We start from the raw sequence: 15155 nt of genomic DNA on the forward strand, positions 1-15155 counted from the left end.
GCATCTACCAGGACGGCCGGTTCAGGCCGGACGTGAAGCGCTGAAATCGAGCGTGGCGCGCGTGCCACGCGGCTCGCAGGGCTGCAGCTGCAGGGTCCAGCCAAGGTGCTCGCAGAGCCGGGCGATCAGGTCCAGGCCGATGCCGCCGCCACGGTCGGCGCGCTCGCCACGGGCCATCCGCGCGTGGATCGCCGCAATCTCCTCCGGGCTCATGCCATGTCCCGGATCCTGCAGGGTCAGCACCGCCGACGAGCTCAGGCGCAACTCAATGTGGCCACGCCCACTGTTCTCGATGGCATTGCGCAGCAGGTTGCCGATCGCGGCCTGCACGACGGCCAGCGGCGCGACAATATCCACCGGGGCCGCCTGGATGCCGATGCTCAGGTCCTTGTCACCGAGCAGGTGACGATGGTCGTCGACGATTTCCGGCAGCAGCTGGTCCAGGGCGATGCGCTCGGCGCGTGCGGCCAGGCGCGCCGGGTCACGCGCCAGCACCAGCAGCAGTTCGATCAGCTGCTCCACGCTCTGCGCGGTGCGCAGCACGCGTTGCATCTGCTGGCGCGCGCGCTCGGGCAGGCCCGGCTGTTCCAGTGCCAGCTCTGCGGCACCGGTCATCACCGCAATCGGCGTGCGCAGCTCGTGGCTGGCGGTGCTGATGAACACCCGCTCGCGTTCCACAAACTGCTCGTTGCGGTCCAGATAGTCGTTCAGTGCATCGGCAATGGTGTGCAGCTCGGAACTGCCGCGCGGGTCGACCTCGATGCGCTGGCCCTGGACCCCCGGCCGCAGCGCGGCGATGTGCTGCGCCAGCAGGCTCAACGGGCGCACCATGCGTTCCATGCCGAACGACGCCATCAGCACGGTGACGAAGATCATGATCACCCCGGCCAGCATCACCCAGCGCGTGGCGAACTGTTCCAGGTCATGGAAGTCGGAAATGTCCAGCGCCAGCGCCACCCGCCCCATCGAGCCGGTGTCACGCACCATCACCGCAGTCTGCCGCCCCTTGATCGGCACCCCGTCATGCAGCCCCGGGTGCAGCATGCGCACGCTTTCCGGCATGTTGCCTTCATCGAAGCGGAACAGGCTGAGCGTGTCAGAGTCCTGCCAGCGATAGTGCGGCTCGTGCTCGGTGTGCTCGACGATGCTGTCCAGTTCGGAATTGAGCAGCGCGCGCCAGGCAGCGTGCTCTGCATGTTCATGCACGTAGTTGCCGACGCTGAACACCGCGATCGACAGCAGCGCCAGATAGCCCAGCAACCACCACACCACGCGCCGGTACAACGGCCCCGGCTTACTCGCCTTCATCATCATCCTTGCCGGCATCGCTGGGCGTGGTCACGGCCAAGCGGTAACCCACCCGCGGCAGGGTATGGATCAGTTTCTCGGCGAACGGTCCGTCCACACTGCGGCGCAGCTCGTAGACATGCGAACGCAGCAGGTCGCCATCCGGCGGTTCGTCGCCCCACAGAGCGAATTCCAGCTGCTGGCGGGTCACCGCGCCGGGGCTGGCGCGCATGAGCACTTCCAGCAGCTTGCGGCAGGCCGGGTACAGGTGCAGCACCTGGGTGCCGCGCTGGGCTTCCAGGGTGGCCAGATCCAGGACCAGATCGCCCACCTGCAGGCGCTTGCGCGGGTTGCGTCCCTGCGCACGCAGCAGCAGCGCTTCCAGCCGCACCTCCAGCTCCGGGAGTGCGAACGGCTTGGTCAGGTAGTCGTCGGCGCCGGCGCGGAAGCCGGCAATCTTGTCCGGCAGCTCGTCACGCGCGGTCAGCATGATCACCGGCACTTCCGATGCATGCTCGGCGCGCAGCCGGCGCAGCACCTCCGGGCCCTCCATGCGCGGCAGCATCCAGTCCAGGATGACGGCGTCATACGGATGGCTCCCGGCCAGGTGCAGTCCGGTGATGCCATCCGGCGCCACGTCGAGCACATGCCCGCGCGACTCGAAATAGTCGAACAGGTTGGCCACCAGCTGGCGGTTGTCCTCGATCACCAACAGACGCATGCACGAAACATCCACGGAAGTTCGTACCATGGTAGCGCCGCACATGTCGGAATGCGGTCGCCCCGGCGCCGCTCTGACGCTTTTCCCACCCCCGCCACCTCAGAATGGCCGTTTTGCTCCCGGAGCCTGCCGTGCCCGTAGCCCTGCCCCGCCGTTGGCGCCTGCCCCTGTTGTGGCTGCTGATCATTGCTGCGCTGGCAGCGGGGATCGGCCTTCGGCAGCCGCAGCCGCCGGACGAGCCGCGCTTCGTGCTGGCGGCCCGGACCATGGTCGAGAGCGGGCAATGGCTGCTGCCGCACCGCGGCGTGGAACTGTATGCGGAGAAGCCACCCGTCTTCATGTGGCTGCAGGCCGCCGCCTACGAGATCGTCGGCAGCTGGCAGTGGTCCTTCCTGCTGCCGTCGTTGCTGGGCGCCCTGCTCAGCCTGTGGCTGGTGTCGGACCTGGCGCGGCGGCTATGGTCGCCACGACATTCCATCTACGCCGTCGCTGCGCTGTTCTGCACCCTGCAGTTCGGGCTGATGGCCAAGCGCGCGCAGATCGACATGGTGCTGGTGGGCATGACCACCGTGGCCCTCTGGGGCCTGATGCGTCATCTGTGTGAACGCCGCAACCTGCCTGCCCTGTGGCTGGCCGGCTTCGCCGCAGGCGTCGGCACGGTGACCAAGGGCGTGGGTTTCCTGCCGCTGCTAATGGTGCTGCCCTGGTTCGGCTGGTGGCTGTACCAGCGCCGCCGCGGACGCACGGTGGAGGGTCCGCATCCGGCAACCCTGCTCTGGCTGATCCCGGCCTTCCTGCTGGGTGTGGGGGTGTGGCTGGCGCCGCTGGGCTGGGCCCTGCTGCACACGCCCAGTGCCGAACTGCAGGCTTATGCGCACGAGCTGCTGTTCAAGCAGACCGGCACCCGTTATGCCAATGCGTGGCACCACCGGCAGCCCGCCTGGTATTACCTGCAGGTGATCCTTACCCTGTGGCTGCCGGGCAGCCTGCTGCTGCCGATGCTGTTCAAGCCCTGGTGGCGCCGTATCCGCCGTGGCGACCGCCGCCAGTGGCTGCTGCTGGGCTGGGCCGTGCTGGTACTGGTGTTCTTCAGCGCCAGCCCGGGCAAGCGCGAGGTGTACCTGCTGCCGATGTTGCCGGCGATGGCGCTGGCCGTAGCCCCGCTGCTGCCCGGCCTGCTGCGCCGCCTGTGCGTTCGCCGCTACCTGTTCGGCTACAGCGTGGTGCTGATGCTGGCCACTGGCACGCTGGGCGTGATGCTGCTGACCGAACACGCTTGGGCGGTGGCCCAGCTGGAACGCCGCGCCATGCCCGATACCCTGCTGCCGGTGCTGGGCGATGGCCTGCTGACCTTCGCCATCGCGCTGGCCACGCTGATCGTGTGGTTGCGGGTGCGCCGCGCGGCGACGCTGGTGCTGCTGACCCACGGCATGCTGTGGATGCTCTACGGCCTGGTACTGATCCCTGCGCTGGATCCCTATGCATCGGCGTCAGCGCTGATGCGCCGGGTCGGCGCGCGGATCGGACCGGATGCCGAACTGGCGCTGGTGGCCTGGCGCGAGCAGAACCTCCTGCAGGCCGACCGCCCGGTACGCGAATTCGGCTTCAAGCGGCCCTGGGCAGAGCAATGGCATGACGCCGGCCCTTGGCTCGCTGAGGCGCCGGACAAGCGCTGGCTGCTGGTGCTGGACGATGCGATGAGCCCCTGCGTGGACCCGGCCAAAGTGATCGACATCGGTGTTGCCAACAGGAATCGTTGGCAACTGCTTCCCGGTACCGCATGGAACCCGGAGTGCCACGCCGAGCGGACAGGATCGACCGCCGAAGAAGACTGAACGTTGACACGTGCCGGACGAACATTAACCCGGCACGAACGAGCATCCGACCCTTCTCCGACATCCAGGTGACGAGCATGACTGCGGATTCCCGAACCGCCCCTTCCCAGCATGCCCGTCCGTCCCCTTGATTCGGTAGCGCCGCTTGCGACATCACCACTGGCGTCTCGATTTGCCGTAACTCACCTCTGGCTGCCTGTCGCAATCGGTCTGCCGTTGTTTACGCTGCTGATGGGCTTCGGCGGCGATCAATGGGTGGCCGATCACCTGTTCCGTCTTGAAGGCAGCCACTGGGCGCTGCAGGACGCCTGGATCACCCGCAGCGTCGTGCACAAGGCGGGCAAATGGTTGAGCACGGCGGCGGCGCTGGTCGTGATCCTGCTGTGCTTCCACCACTGGCGTAAGGGTCGCGATCGCACCCTGCAATGGGCGCTGCTTTATGTCGTAATTGCCATGGCACTGGGCACCGGCGTGATCTCCCTGCTGAAGTCGCTGGTGCCGATGGAATGCCCGTGGGACCTGCTGCGCTACGGTGGCCACCAGCCTTTCATCGGTCTGTTCACCCTGCGCCCGGAAGGCATGCCGGCACAGGCCTGCTTCCCGGCAGGCCACGCCAGCGCAGGCTATGCGTGGCTCTGCCTGTACTTCTTCGCGTTGCTGTGGCGGCCGTCCTGGCGCTGGACCGGGCTCTGGATCGGCCTCGGCACCGGCCTGGTGTTCGGGATCAGCCAGCAGTTGCGGGGCGCCCATTTCCTTTCGCATGACATTGCCACCGCGTTGATATGTTGGCTGCTTTCGTTGGGCCTGTATGTTCTGATCCACCGTCAGCTGGACCGTCCCCACCGCCAGGAGGCAAACGCATGAGTGCATCGGTCCAACGCCCCGCCCGCCTCCCCGCCCTTGCGGGTCTTCGCAACTGGCGGCCGCAGCTCTCCACGGAAGCACTGATCGCGCTGACCAGCCTGTTCTTCGCGGTGGCCGGCAACGGCCTGTTCTGGCACAGCGCGATGGCCAGCCATCCAGGCAGCCTGCGTTACGCGCTTTCGCTGCTGCTGTTGCTGCTGGGTGCACACGGCGTGCTGCTGGGCATCCTGGTCTGGCGCTGGAATGCCAAAGTGGTAATCAGCCTGTTGCTGCTGGTGACGGCGTTCGCTGCGCACTACATGAGCCGCTACCACATCTATCTGGATGCGGACATGCTGCGCAACGTGCTGGCGACCGACCCCAAGGAGAGCCGCGAGCTGATGACCGTATCGCTGCTGTGGCCGGTGCTGCTGCTGGCCGTGCTGCCGATGGTGGTGCTGTGGCGCGTGCAGCTGCGCCGACGCAGTTGGGGCCGCAGCCTGCTGTGGCGACTCGGCTTCCTGGTCGTGGCGGCGGCGACCGCAGTTGGCGGTGCGCTGATCTCGTTCCAGGATATCTCGGCGCTGATGCGCAACCAGCGCGAAGTACGCTATCTCGCCACCCCGGCCAACGTGCTGCTCGGTATGCCGCGCGCGCTGCGTGGCGACAACCCGGTGCAGCGCGCGCCGAAGCTGCCGATCGGCACCGACGCCAAGGCCACGCCACGCGCCCCGGCCAGCAAGCCGCGCCTGCTGGTGATCGTCATGGGCGAAACCGTGCGCGCGCAGAACTGGGGGCTCAACGGTGGCCGCAACACCACCCCGGAGTTGGCCCAGGCACCGGTGATCAACTTCCCCGACATGCACTCCTGCGGCACCAGCACCGAAGTGTCGCTGCCGTGCCTGTTCTCGCCGTGGGGACGTCACGACTACGATGAAAAGAAGATCCGTGCACACCAGTCGCTGCTGCACGTGCTGAACCGCGCCGGCATCGCACCGTTGTGGCGTGACAACCAGTCCGGCTGCAAGGGCGTCTGCGAAGGGCTGGAGTTCCAGTCGCTGTCCGATGCGACCACGCCGGGGCTGTGCGCCGATGGCCGCTGCATGGACGAGATCCTGCTGCAGGACCTGGCCACCCAGGTGCGTGCCAAGCCCGGCGACCGCGTGGTGGTGCTGCACCAGCTGGGCAACCACGGCCCGGCCTACTTCGAGCGTTACCCGGCAGCCTTCGCGCGCTTCAAGCCAACCTGCGACACCCGTGACATCGGCCGTTGCTCTCGCGAAGAGATCACCAACAGCTATGACAACGCGGTGTTGTACACCGATCATTTCCTGAGCAAGACCATCGGCACCCTGCAGGGCATGCAGGATTACGACACGGCGATGATCTACCTGTCCGACCATGGTGAATCGCTGGGCGAGAAGGGCCTGTTCCTGCATGGCGTGCCGTATGCGATCGCTCCGGCCGAGCAGACCCGCGTACCGATGACGATGTGGTTCTCGCCGGGCTTTGCCAGCAGCCGTGGGTTGGACCTGCAGTGCGTGCGCAAGCGTTCGGCGGCCTATACCGACCACGACAACCTGTTCCCGTCGGTGCTGGGCCTGATGCAGGTGAAGACCTCGCTGTATGAGCGCGATCGCGACCTGTTCGCCAACTGCGAAGGTTGAGGGTTGTTCGGCAGGGCTTGCAGCCCTGCACCCGCGGTAGTGCCGGCCGCTGGCCGGCAGCCTCGACAGCAACAGCAACAGCAACAGCAAAAGCAAAAGCAAAAGCTGGCATTCCGTGGATTGGCGGGGTGGGTCCGGTTGCGGGGGACGCTGCAAGTACGTCCATGTAAGCTCGGTCGCCGCATCCATGCGGCTCACGCCCCCGCAACCGGACCCACCCCGCCTTCGACAGATTTCCGCGATCTGTTGGAACGACGCATTGCCCTGGTGGGTGTCGACCTTGGTCGACACAGTAGATCCACGCCATGCGTGGATGACTCATTCGATATCTGACAGATGTGTCGACCAAGGTCGACACCTACCGACAGCACATGGAATCTGTCGGAGGTGGGGCGGTGTCGGAGTGCGGGGTGTCAGCCGCATGGATGCGGCTGCCAAGCCTACAAGGACGTACTTGCGGCGTCCCCGCACTCCAACACCGCCCCGCCAAACCACGGACAGTCCGCTGTTGCTGTTGCTTCGGCCTTTGCCGTTGCTTGAAGGCCTCTGCGGGTGCCGGGCGCCGCCCGGCCGACTTCCGCCACTTGCGGTGGCAGCGACGGCCCACTAGCCTTCGGCCGTCGTTCACCACCCAAGGACCGCCCGTGAAACACCGTCATCTCCTGCTGGCCTCGGCAATCGCCGCCGCCACGCTGGCCCTGGCCGCCTGCAAAAAGGAAGCTGCCCCAGGCACCGATACCGCCAGCAGCAGCGCCCCGGCCGGCGAAACCGCCGACCAGTTCGTGGCCCGCATCAATGCCGAATTCAAGGCCGCCTACCCGGAGATGACCTCGGCGCAGTGGCTGTCTTCCACCTACATCAACAGTGATTCCGAACGCATCGCGGCCAAGGCCAACGAGCGCTCGCTGACCCAGCTCAACAGCTGGATCGAGCAGGCCGCCAAGTTCGACGGCAAGCCGATGAGCGAGGACAGCAAGCGTGCGATCCACCTGCTGAAACTGATGTCCTCGATGCCGGCGCCGCGCGATCCGGCCAAGCTGGCCGAGCTGACCCAGATCGCCACCCGCATGGAAGGCAGCTACGGTGCCGGCAAGTACTGCACCGACGCCAACGATCCGAACTCCTGCCGCCAGCTGGGCGAGCTGGAACAGGTACTGGCGCGCAGCCGCGACTACGACAAGCAGCTTGACGCCTGGCAGGGCTGGCACAGCACCACCAAGAGCATGCGCGGCGACTACCAGAAGTTCGTCGGCCTGGTGAACGAAGGCGCCAAGGGCATGGGCTTCACCGATGCCGGCCAGATGTGGCGCAGCGGCTATGACATGCCGCCGGAGCAGATCGGCCCGGAAACCGACCGCCTGTGGGAACAGGTCAAGCCGATGTACGAGCAGCTGCACTGCTACGCGCGCGGCAAGCTGGACAAGACCTATGGCAAGGACAAGGCCGAAGTAGGCAATGGCCTGATCGCCGCGCACCTGCTGGGCAACATGTGGCAGCAGGACTGGTCGAACCTGTGGGACCAGCTGGAACCGTACCCGGGCGCCGGCAGCCTGGACATCACCGCGGCGCTGGAAAAGCAGTACCAGACCAACCTGAGCGCGGCGCTGGCCAAGGCCGGCAAGGATGCCAACGTGGCCGCGCAGTACAAGGCGCAGCGCGAGGCCGAACTGCGTACCGCCAAGCAGATGACCGAGCGCGCGCAGGACTTCTACGTGTCGCTGGGCATGCCGTCGCTGCCGCAGTCCTACTGGGAAAAGACCCAGTTCATCAAGCCTGACGACCGCGACGTGGTCTGCCACGCCAGTGCCTGGGACATGAACATGGAAGGCGACGTGCGCACCAAGATGTGCATCAAGCCGAACGAAGAGAACTTCACCACCATCTACCACGAGCTGGGCCACATCTATTACGACCTGGCCTACAACCCGCTGCCACCGCTGTTCCAGGGCGGTGCCAACGACGGCTTCCATGAAGCGATCGGCGACACCATCGTGCTGGCGATGACGCCCAAGTACCTCAGCTCGATCGGCCTGGTCGATGCGCCGACCGAAAGCCGCGAGGCGGTCATCAACAACCAGATGCGCATGGCGCTGTCAGGCGTGTCGTTCCTGCCGTTCGGGCTGATGATCGACCGCTGGCGCTGGGGCGTGTTCGATGGCTCGATTACTGCCGACAACTACAACAAGGCGTGGTGGGACCTGAAGGCCAAGTACCAGGGCGTGGCGCCGGCCAGCACCCGTGGCGAAGAGTTCTTCGATCCGGGCGCGAAGTACCACGTGCCGGGCAACACCCCGTACACCCGCTACTTCCTGGCGCGCATCCTGCAGTTCCAGTTCTACAAGGGCCTGTGCGATGCGGCCGGCTACAAGGGCCCGCTGCATGAGTGCACCTTCTACGGCAACAAGGAAGCCGGCCAGAAGTACTGGGCGATGCTGAGCAAGGGTGCCAGCCAGCCGTGGCAGGCCACGCTGAAGGAGCTGACCGGTACCGACAAGCTCGATGCCGGCCCGATGATCGAGTACTTCACCCCGGTCAACGAGTGGCTGAAGCAGCAGAACGAAGGCCAGATGTGCGGCTGGCAGGCCAACGCGGCCCCGGCGGCAAAATGAAAAAAGGGGCGGGTCCGCGAGGATCCGTCCCTTTCCGGTAGTGCCGGCCGCTGGCCGGCAACTACGCGATGAAGACCCAACGGGCAGCCGGCCAGCGGCCGGCTCTACCGAAACAGCAGTCAGCTGTTCTTCTTCGCGGCCATCGCTGCGGCCAGCTCGGCCTTGAATTCCTCGAAGGTCTGGCCCTTCTCCCTGGCTTCGGCCTGTGCGGCATCGCGCAGTGCATCGGAGTACATCAGGCGCACCGGCGTGCCGTTGCGTTCGTGCAGCTCACCGGCCTGCATGATCAGCGCCAGCACCTGTGCGGCGCTTTCGCTGTGGCCGGCAATGCGGCCATCCATGCCCAGCACCCATTCGCCGTCGCGGCGCACGACACCGGCCAGCAGGGTGCGCTGTGCATCGCGCAGTTCCGCATGCGGCTCCACCGGCGAGGCCTGCGCGGCGGCCTTGTTGGCGGCCTGCTTTTCCTGGCGACGGCGCTGGTCGCGGCGGGTCTTGGAGCTGGTGGACATGGTGCGGTACCGCTGCGAAGGGGGGCGCAAGGATAGCGCACCCCGCCCGCAGCACCGCTTCACACCCCTCAGTCCAGCACTTTGCCGTGCCGCCAGTAGCCCATGAAGGTGATCGCGCGGCGGTCCAGCCCGCAATCGCGCACCAGATGGCGACGGATCGCCATCACGGCCCCCGCCTCGCCCGCCACCCAGGCGTACAGCGGCCCGGCCACCCGGGTATCGGCCTGCTCCCAGAGGATCTGCGTATCGACGTCGATCTCCTCCAGCGCATCGCCGGCAGTCACGCCCGAGGTCGCTGCCAACCGCGCCTGGACCGCCTGCAGCAACCGCTGTCCGTAGGCGGCCTGCCCGCGCGGCAGCCAGACCAGCTCGGCGCTGGAGGGCGCCTTCAGGTGCACCGCATCACCGGCCTGCGCCACCTCCAGCAGCGCCAGCGTGCGCGGTGGGTCGACCATGGCCGCCAGTTCCTCGAGGATGCCGGCCACCGCAGGCAACGCGGTTTCATCGGCCACCAGCAGCACCTGGCCGACACCGGCCGGTGGCTTCCACTCCCAGCCCTCGCTGCTCTCGGCACAGTCGGCGTCCGGGGCCAGCAGCACTACACGGTCGCCTGGGCGGGCGTGCATGGCCCAGCGCGAGGCGGGGCCGGTTTCGCCATGGATGACGAAATCGACGTCGACCTCGCCCTGCTCGGCGCGCAACTGGCGGATGGTGTAGGTACGCATCGGCGGGCGCTTGTCGTCCGGCAGGGCCCGGTAGCGTGGGTACCAGTCTTCACCGCTGGGGACCTGCGGCACCTCCTGGCCGGGCAAGGGGAAGAACACCTTGATGCGCTGGTCAGGGCCTTCGGTCTTCATCCGCGCCACGTCGGCACCGGTGAACACCATGCGGTCAAGGGAAGGGGAAAGAACGCGGCGCTCCTTCAGCGCCACCTCGAACAGGCGGTAGGTCTGCTGCGCAGCCATGGGGAACCTCATGCAACGACATCGGATTGGCTGGCTGTCGTGCATCCACGCACCGGCTGGCTGGAGTGCCCAGCCTAGTCCGGTCGTTCCTCTTCGCAAGCGTTGCGGGCAAAGCGGCCGGCCCTACCCCTGCGCGCTGCTCAATGGCCCGTGCAGGCCGCCTGTGCCGCGCGTTCACGCTGGTGTTCCCAGTACCAGAACACGAAGCCGGCGGCGAAGAACGCGGCCTGCCCCAGCGCCAGGTGCAGCGGGCTGGCACTGAGCAGCGGCGACACCACGCCGGCCACCACCGTGCTGATCATCAGCTGCACGAAGGCCTGCAGCGACGAGGCCAGGCCGCGCTGGTGCGGGTACATGTCCAGCACCGCCAGCGCCAGGATCGGGAAGATCAATGCCATGCCCATGCCGCCCAGGAAGATCGGCAGTACCGCCCATGGCAGCACGAACTGTGGCGACAGCGCCACGTAGCCGACATTCAGCAGCACCGACAGCGCACACAGGCCGAAACCAATGGACACCTGGCGGGTGGGCGTGGTGTGCCCGGCCATGCGCCCGGACAGGAACGAGCCGGTGGTCATGCCGCCGATGGTGGGGATGAACAGCCAGGCAAAACCACCCTCGCCCAGATGCAGGTGCTGCATCACGAACACCGGCGCCGAGGAGATGTACAGGAAAATGCCGCCGAAACCGATGCTGCCGGCCAGCGCCAGGCGCAGAAACCGCGGGTTGAAACCGATGCGCACGTAATCACGCAGCAGCACGCGCGGCGACAACGGCACCCGTGCCTCCACCGGATGGGTTTCCGGCAGGTAGCGTGCAGTGGCCGCCAGCAGGAGCAGCGCAAACACCACCAGGAACCAGAAAATCAGTGGCCAGCCGGCGCCACTGAGCAGGATCCAGCCGCCAATGATCGGTGCGATGGCCGGAGCGATGCCGAACAGCATCGATACCTGGCTCATCAGACGCTGCGCGTCGTGTCCGTGGTACAGGTCGCGGATCACCGCGCGGCCGACGATCATGCCGACGCCTGCTGACAGGCCCTGCAGCGCACGGAACGCCAGCAGCGTGGTCAGGTCGGTGGACAGCGCGCAGCCGACCGAAGCGCCGACGAACACCACCAGGCCACCGAGGATCACCCGCTTGCGGCCCCAGGCATCGGACAGCGGGCCGTGCGCAAGGCTCATCAGGCCGTAGAACAGCAGATACACGCTGATGGTCTGCTGCACCGCCACCTCGTCCACCGCCAGGCGCTGGGCCAGCTGCGGGAACGCCGGGAAGATGGTGTCGATCGAGAACGGACCGAACATGGCCAGGCCGGCGAGCAGCAGGGCCATGCGGCGGGTGGAGGGAGCAACAGCGGCGGTCATGGGAAAGGCGTCCGGCAGGGCCATGCGCGGCACGCACGGCGGGCGCCGGTCCCCTGCAGCAGGGACGGCGCCAGATGAATTCGGGTATCCGCCCATCATAGGTGGGGATTGCACCTGATGCCATGCAGCAGTGCACAAAACGCACGGACGGGCCATCGGCCATTCAGGCGCGGCCTCCAGGACCGAAGGCGGCCGCCGCGCCCGCAACGGGCTATAATCGGCGGGCAACACGGTGGGAGAAGCGGAACACCGCTGCCGAAGGCGCAACGCCCGTAATCGCTCAGGCCCGATACCACCCGTAACACAACTCTGGAGAGACCGGTTCGATCCGGCGCCGAAGGGGCACGAAGCTGCGGTCCGCCGCGCTTTTAAACTCTCAGGCAAAAGGACAGAGGGGCGCCCCGCAGACCGCCGACCGGCGGCTTGTGCCCGTGCGTGTGCCCTTTCCTGACGGATCCTTCGCCATGTCCCAGAACACCCCTTCCCTGCGTGAGCTCGAGCACCACAACGCGTTCGTCGAGCGCCACATCGGCCCCAACGACGCCGAGATCGCGCAGATGCTCGACGTCGTCGGCCACGCGTCGCTGGATGCGATGACCGACGCCATCGTGCCGGCCAAGATCAAGTCGCCGGCACCGCTGGCACTGCCGGAGTCGATGACCGAAGTGCAGGCACTGGCGAAGATCCGTGCGATCGCCGACAAGAACACCGTGCTGCGCAGCTTCATCGGCCAGGGTTACTACGGTACCCACACGCCGAACGTGATCCTGCGCAACATCCTGGAAAACCCGGCGTGGTACACCGCCTACACCCCGTACCAGGCGGAAATCTCGCAGGGCCGCATGGAAGCGCTGATCAACTTCCAGACCCTGTGCGCCGACCTGACCGGCATGGAAATCGCCAACGCCTCGCTGCTGGACGAAGCCACCGCCGCCGCCGAAGCGATGACCCTGGCCAAGCGTTCGGCCAAGTCGAAGTCGGACACCTTCTTCGTGCACGACGCCGTGCACCCGCAGACCCTGGAACTGCTGCGTACCCGCGCCGAGCCCATGGGCATCGTGCTGCGCGTCGGCGCCCCGGCCGAAGCGCTGGAAGCAGAAGCCTTCGGCCTGCTGCTGCAGTATCCGGACACCTTTGGCCAGGTCGGCGACTACAAGGCGCTGGTCGATGCCGTGCACGCACGCGGCGGCCTGGTGGCCGTGGCCACCGACCTGCTGGCCCTGACCCTGCTGGCTGCCCCGGGCGAATGGGGCGCGGACATCGTTGTCGGCAACAGCCAGCGTTTCGGCGTGCCGTTCGGCTTCGGTGGCCCGCACGCCGCCTTCATGGCCTGCCGTGACGCCTACAAGCGCTCGATGCCGGGCCGCCTGATCGGCGTTTCGATCGATGCCCAGGGCAACCCGGCCTACCGCCTGACCCTGCAGACCCGCGAACAGCACATCCGCCGCGAGAAGGCCACCTCCAACATCTGTACCGCGCAGGTGCTGCTGGCGGTGATGGCCTCGATGTACGCCGTTTACCACGGCCCGGAAGGCCTGACCCGCATTGCCCGCCGCACCCATCGACTGGCCTCGATCCTGGCCGCAGCGCTGCGCAATGCCGGCGTGCAGGTCGGTGGCGACTTCTTCGACACCCTGCACGTCACCGGCGTGCATGCCGATGAAATCCATGCCAAGGCACGCGCCGCCGGTTACAACCTGCGCGCGATCGACAGCGACTCGGTCGGCATCAGCCTGGACGAGACCACCACCCGCGCCGACATCGTCGCCGTGGCTGCGGTGTTCGGTGCCTCGCTGGACGTCGACGCACTGGATGCCAGCACCGCCGACGCGCTGCCGGCCGGCCTGCTGCGCCAGTCCGCGTTCCTGACCCACCCGGTGTTCAACACCCACCACAGCGAACACGAACTGCTGCGCTACCTGCGTTCGCTGGCCGACAAGGACCTGGCGATGGACCGCACGATGATCCCGCTGGGTTCGTGCACCATGAAGCTCAACGCCACCGCCGAGATGATCCCGGTGACCTGGCCGGAGTTCTCGCAGATCCACCCGCTGGTGCCGGCCGACCAGGCGCTGGGCTACAAGGAACTGATCGACACGCTGGAAGCGATGCTGGTCGAATGCACCGGCTACGACGCGGTCAGCCTGCAGCCGAACTCCGGCGCACAGGGCGAGTACGCCGGCCTGCTGGCGATCCGGGCATACCACCGCTCGCGCGGCGAAGGCCACCGCGACATCTGCCTGATCCCGGATTCGGCGCACGGCACCAACCCGGCCTCGGCGCAGATGTGCGGCATGAAGGTGGTGGTCACCAAGACCGATGCCAACGGCAACGTCGATGTGGAAGACATCCGCCTCAACGCCGAGAAGTACAGCGACCGCCTGGCCGCGATCATGATGACCTACCCGTCCACGCACGGCGTGTTCGAGGAAGAGGTGGTCGAGATCTGCGAGATCATCCACCAGCACGGCGGCCAGGTGTACACCGACGGCGCCAACATGAACGCCCTGGTCGGCGTGGCCAAGCCCGGCAAGTGGGGTTCGGACGTTTCGCACCTGAACCTGCACAAGACCTTCTGCATCCCGCACGGCGGCGGCGGCCCGGGCGTCGGCCCGTGCGCGGTCAAGGAACACCTGGCCCCGTTCCTGCCGGGCAAGCTGGGTGACAACGGCCCGGTCGGCATGGTCAGCGCCGCCAGCTTCGGCAGCGCCTCGATCCTGCCGATCAGCTGGATGTACATCGCGATGATGGGCCGCGAAGGCCTGCGCAAGGCCACCCAGGTCGCGCAGCTCAACGCCAACTACATCGCCAAGCGCCTGGCCCCGCACTTCAAGACCCTGTACACCGGCCGCAACGGCCTGGTGGCACACGAGTGCATCCTCGACGTACGCCCGCTGGAGAAGACCAGCGGCATCGGCGCCGAGGACGTCGCCAAGCGCCTGATCGACTTCGGCTTCCACGCCCCGACCCTGAGCTTCCCGGTGGCCGGCACGCTGATGGTCGAACCGACCGAGAGCGAATCGCTGCACGAGCTGGACCGCTTCATCGACGCGATGATCCAGATCCGCGAGGAGATCACCGCGATCGAAGACGGCCGCCTGGACCGCGAGGACAACCCGCTGAAGAACGCGCCGCACACCGCCACCGCGGTGACCGCCAGCGAGTGGACCCACGCCTACCCGCGCGAACTGGCTGCCTTCCCGCTGGCCAGCCTGAAGCAGAGCAAGTACTGGCCGCCGGTGGCGCGCGTCGACAACGTGTACGGCGACAAGAACGTGATGTGCGCCTGCATCCCGGTCGATGCCTACAAGGATGATGAAGTCGAGGCTTGATTCCTCGCGGCATCGGT

General features: G+C 66.9%; 10 protein-coding genes and 1 riboswitch. Of the genes, 5 read left to right on the plus strand and 5 right to left on the minus strand.

The window, feature by feature from the left end; translation table 11 throughout:
• Positions 1–21 precede the first annotated feature (21 nt).
• Entirely contained in the window at positions 22–1308 is a 1287-nt protein-coding gene (locus AC5P9P_RS07665; protein WP_033834363.1) for a sensor histidine kinase, read from the minus strand.
• A complete protein-coding gene (locus AC5P9P_RS07670) occupies positions 1295–2008 on the minus strand; it encodes a response regulator transcription factor (protein ID WP_005410617.1) in 714 nt (237 codons plus the stop codon). Before AC5P9P_RS07670 ends, AC5P9P_RS07665 begins: the two co-directional genes overlap by 14 nt.
• Before the next feature lie 131 nt (positions 2009–2139).
• Here AC5P9P_RS07670 and AC5P9P_RS07675 point away from each other — a divergent pair, with 131 nt between their 5' ends.
• From AC5P9P_RS07675 to AC5P9P_RS07690, 4 genes are all read left to right on the plus strand, one after another.
• Positions 2140–3843, plus strand: a complete 1704-nt coding sequence (locus AC5P9P_RS07675; protein ID WP_049431415.1) for an ArnT family glycosyltransferase — start codon at positions 2140–2142, stop codon at positions 3841–3843.
• Positions 3844–3954: 111 nt separating this feature from the next.
• Entirely contained in the window at positions 3955–4707 is a 753-nt protein-coding gene (locus tag AC5P9P_RS07680) for a phosphatase PAP2 family protein (RefSeq protein WP_012480985.1), read from the plus strand.
• Complete coding sequence (locus AC5P9P_RS07685; protein ID WP_049431416.1) at positions 4704–6353, plus strand: phosphoethanolamine transferase; 1650 nt, start codon at positions 4704–4706, stop codon at positions 6351–6353. The genes AC5P9P_RS07680 and AC5P9P_RS07685 overlap by 4 nt, the downstream gene beginning before the upstream one ends.
• Before the next feature lie 644 nt (positions 6354–6997).
• Positions 6998–8962, plus strand: a complete 1965-nt coding sequence (locus AC5P9P_RS07690; protein ID WP_033835369.1) for a M2 family metallopeptidase — start codon at positions 6998–7000, stop codon at positions 8960–8962.
• A 119-nt stretch (positions 8963–9081) separates the two neighbouring features.
• On the opposite strand, the gene AC5P9P_RS07695 is transcribed toward AC5P9P_RS07690, so the two are convergent.
• The 3 genes from AC5P9P_RS07695 to AC5P9P_RS07705 form a co-directional block, all read right to left on the minus strand.
• The gene (locus tag AC5P9P_RS07695; RefSeq protein ID WP_005410623.1) at positions 9082–9474 is read right to left on the minus strand and encodes a hypothetical protein; all 393 of its coding nucleotides are present in this window, start codon (positions 9472–9474) and stop codon (positions 9082–9084) included.
• A gap of 68 nt (positions 9475–9542) precedes the next feature.
• Positions 9543–10439: a siderophore-interacting protein gene (locus tag AC5P9P_RS07700; protein ID WP_049459388.1), complete on the minus strand. Its 897-nt coding sequence runs from the start codon at positions 10437–10439 to the stop codon at positions 9543–9545.
• Between the two features lie 140 nt (positions 10440–10579).
• Positions 10580–11806: a multidrug effflux MFS transporter gene (locus tag AC5P9P_RS07705; RefSeq protein ID WP_032966071.1), complete on the minus strand. Its 1227-nt coding sequence runs from the start codon at positions 11804–11806 to the stop codon at positions 10580–10582.
• 299 nt (positions 11807–12105) lie between these two features.
• A riboswitch (glycine riboswitch) is annotated at positions 12106–12208 on the plus strand.
• Between the two features lie 62 nt (positions 12209–12270).
• On the opposite strand from AC5P9P_RS07705, the gene gcvP reads away from it, so the two are divergent.
• Positions 12271–15138: an aminomethyl-transferring glycine dehydrogenase gene (gene gcvP / locus AC5P9P_RS07710; RefSeq protein ID WP_495232674.1), complete on the plus strand. Its 2868-nt coding sequence runs from the start codon at positions 12271–12273 to the stop codon at positions 15136–15138.
• Positions 15139–15155 lie beyond the last annotated feature (17 nt).

The organism is Stenotrophomonas sp. YJH_SMC_14-1 (genome assembly GCF_059372275.1).

Bases quoted from the DNA above. Each gene is read 5' to 3' on its own strand.
- AC5P9P_RS07665 (WP_033834363.1), bottom strand. From the start codon at position 1,308: ATGAAGGCGAGTAAGCCGGGGCCGTTGTACCGGCGCGTGGTGTGGTGG.
- AC5P9P_RS07670 (WP_005410617.1), bottom strand. From the start codon at position 2,008: ATGCGTCTGTTGGTGATCGAGGACAACCGCCAGCTGGTGGCCAACCTG.
- AC5P9P_RS07680 (WP_012480985.1), top strand. From the start codon at position 3,955: ATGCCCGTCCGTCCCCTTGATTCGGTAGCGCCGCTTGCGACATCACCA.
- AC5P9P_RS07685 (WP_049431416.1), top strand. From the start codon at position 4,704: ATGAGTGCATCGGTCCAACGCCCCGCCCGCCTCCCCGCCCTTGCGGGT.
- AC5P9P_RS07695 (WP_005410623.1), bottom strand. From the start codon at position 9,474: ATGTCCACCAGCTCCAAGACCCGCCGCGACCAGCGCCGTCGCCAGGAA.
- AC5P9P_RS07700 (WP_049459388.1), bottom strand. From the start codon at position 10,439: ATGGCTGCGCAGCAGACCTACCGCCTGTTCGAGGTGGCGCTGAAGGAG.
- AC5P9P_RS07705 (WP_032966071.1), bottom strand. From the start codon at position 11,806: ATGACCGCCGCTGTTGCTCCCTCCACCCGCCGCATGGCCCTGCTGCTC.
- gcvP (WP_495232674.1), top strand. From the start codon at position 12,271: ATGTCCCAGAACACCCCTTCCCTGCGTGAGCTCGAGCACCACAACGCG.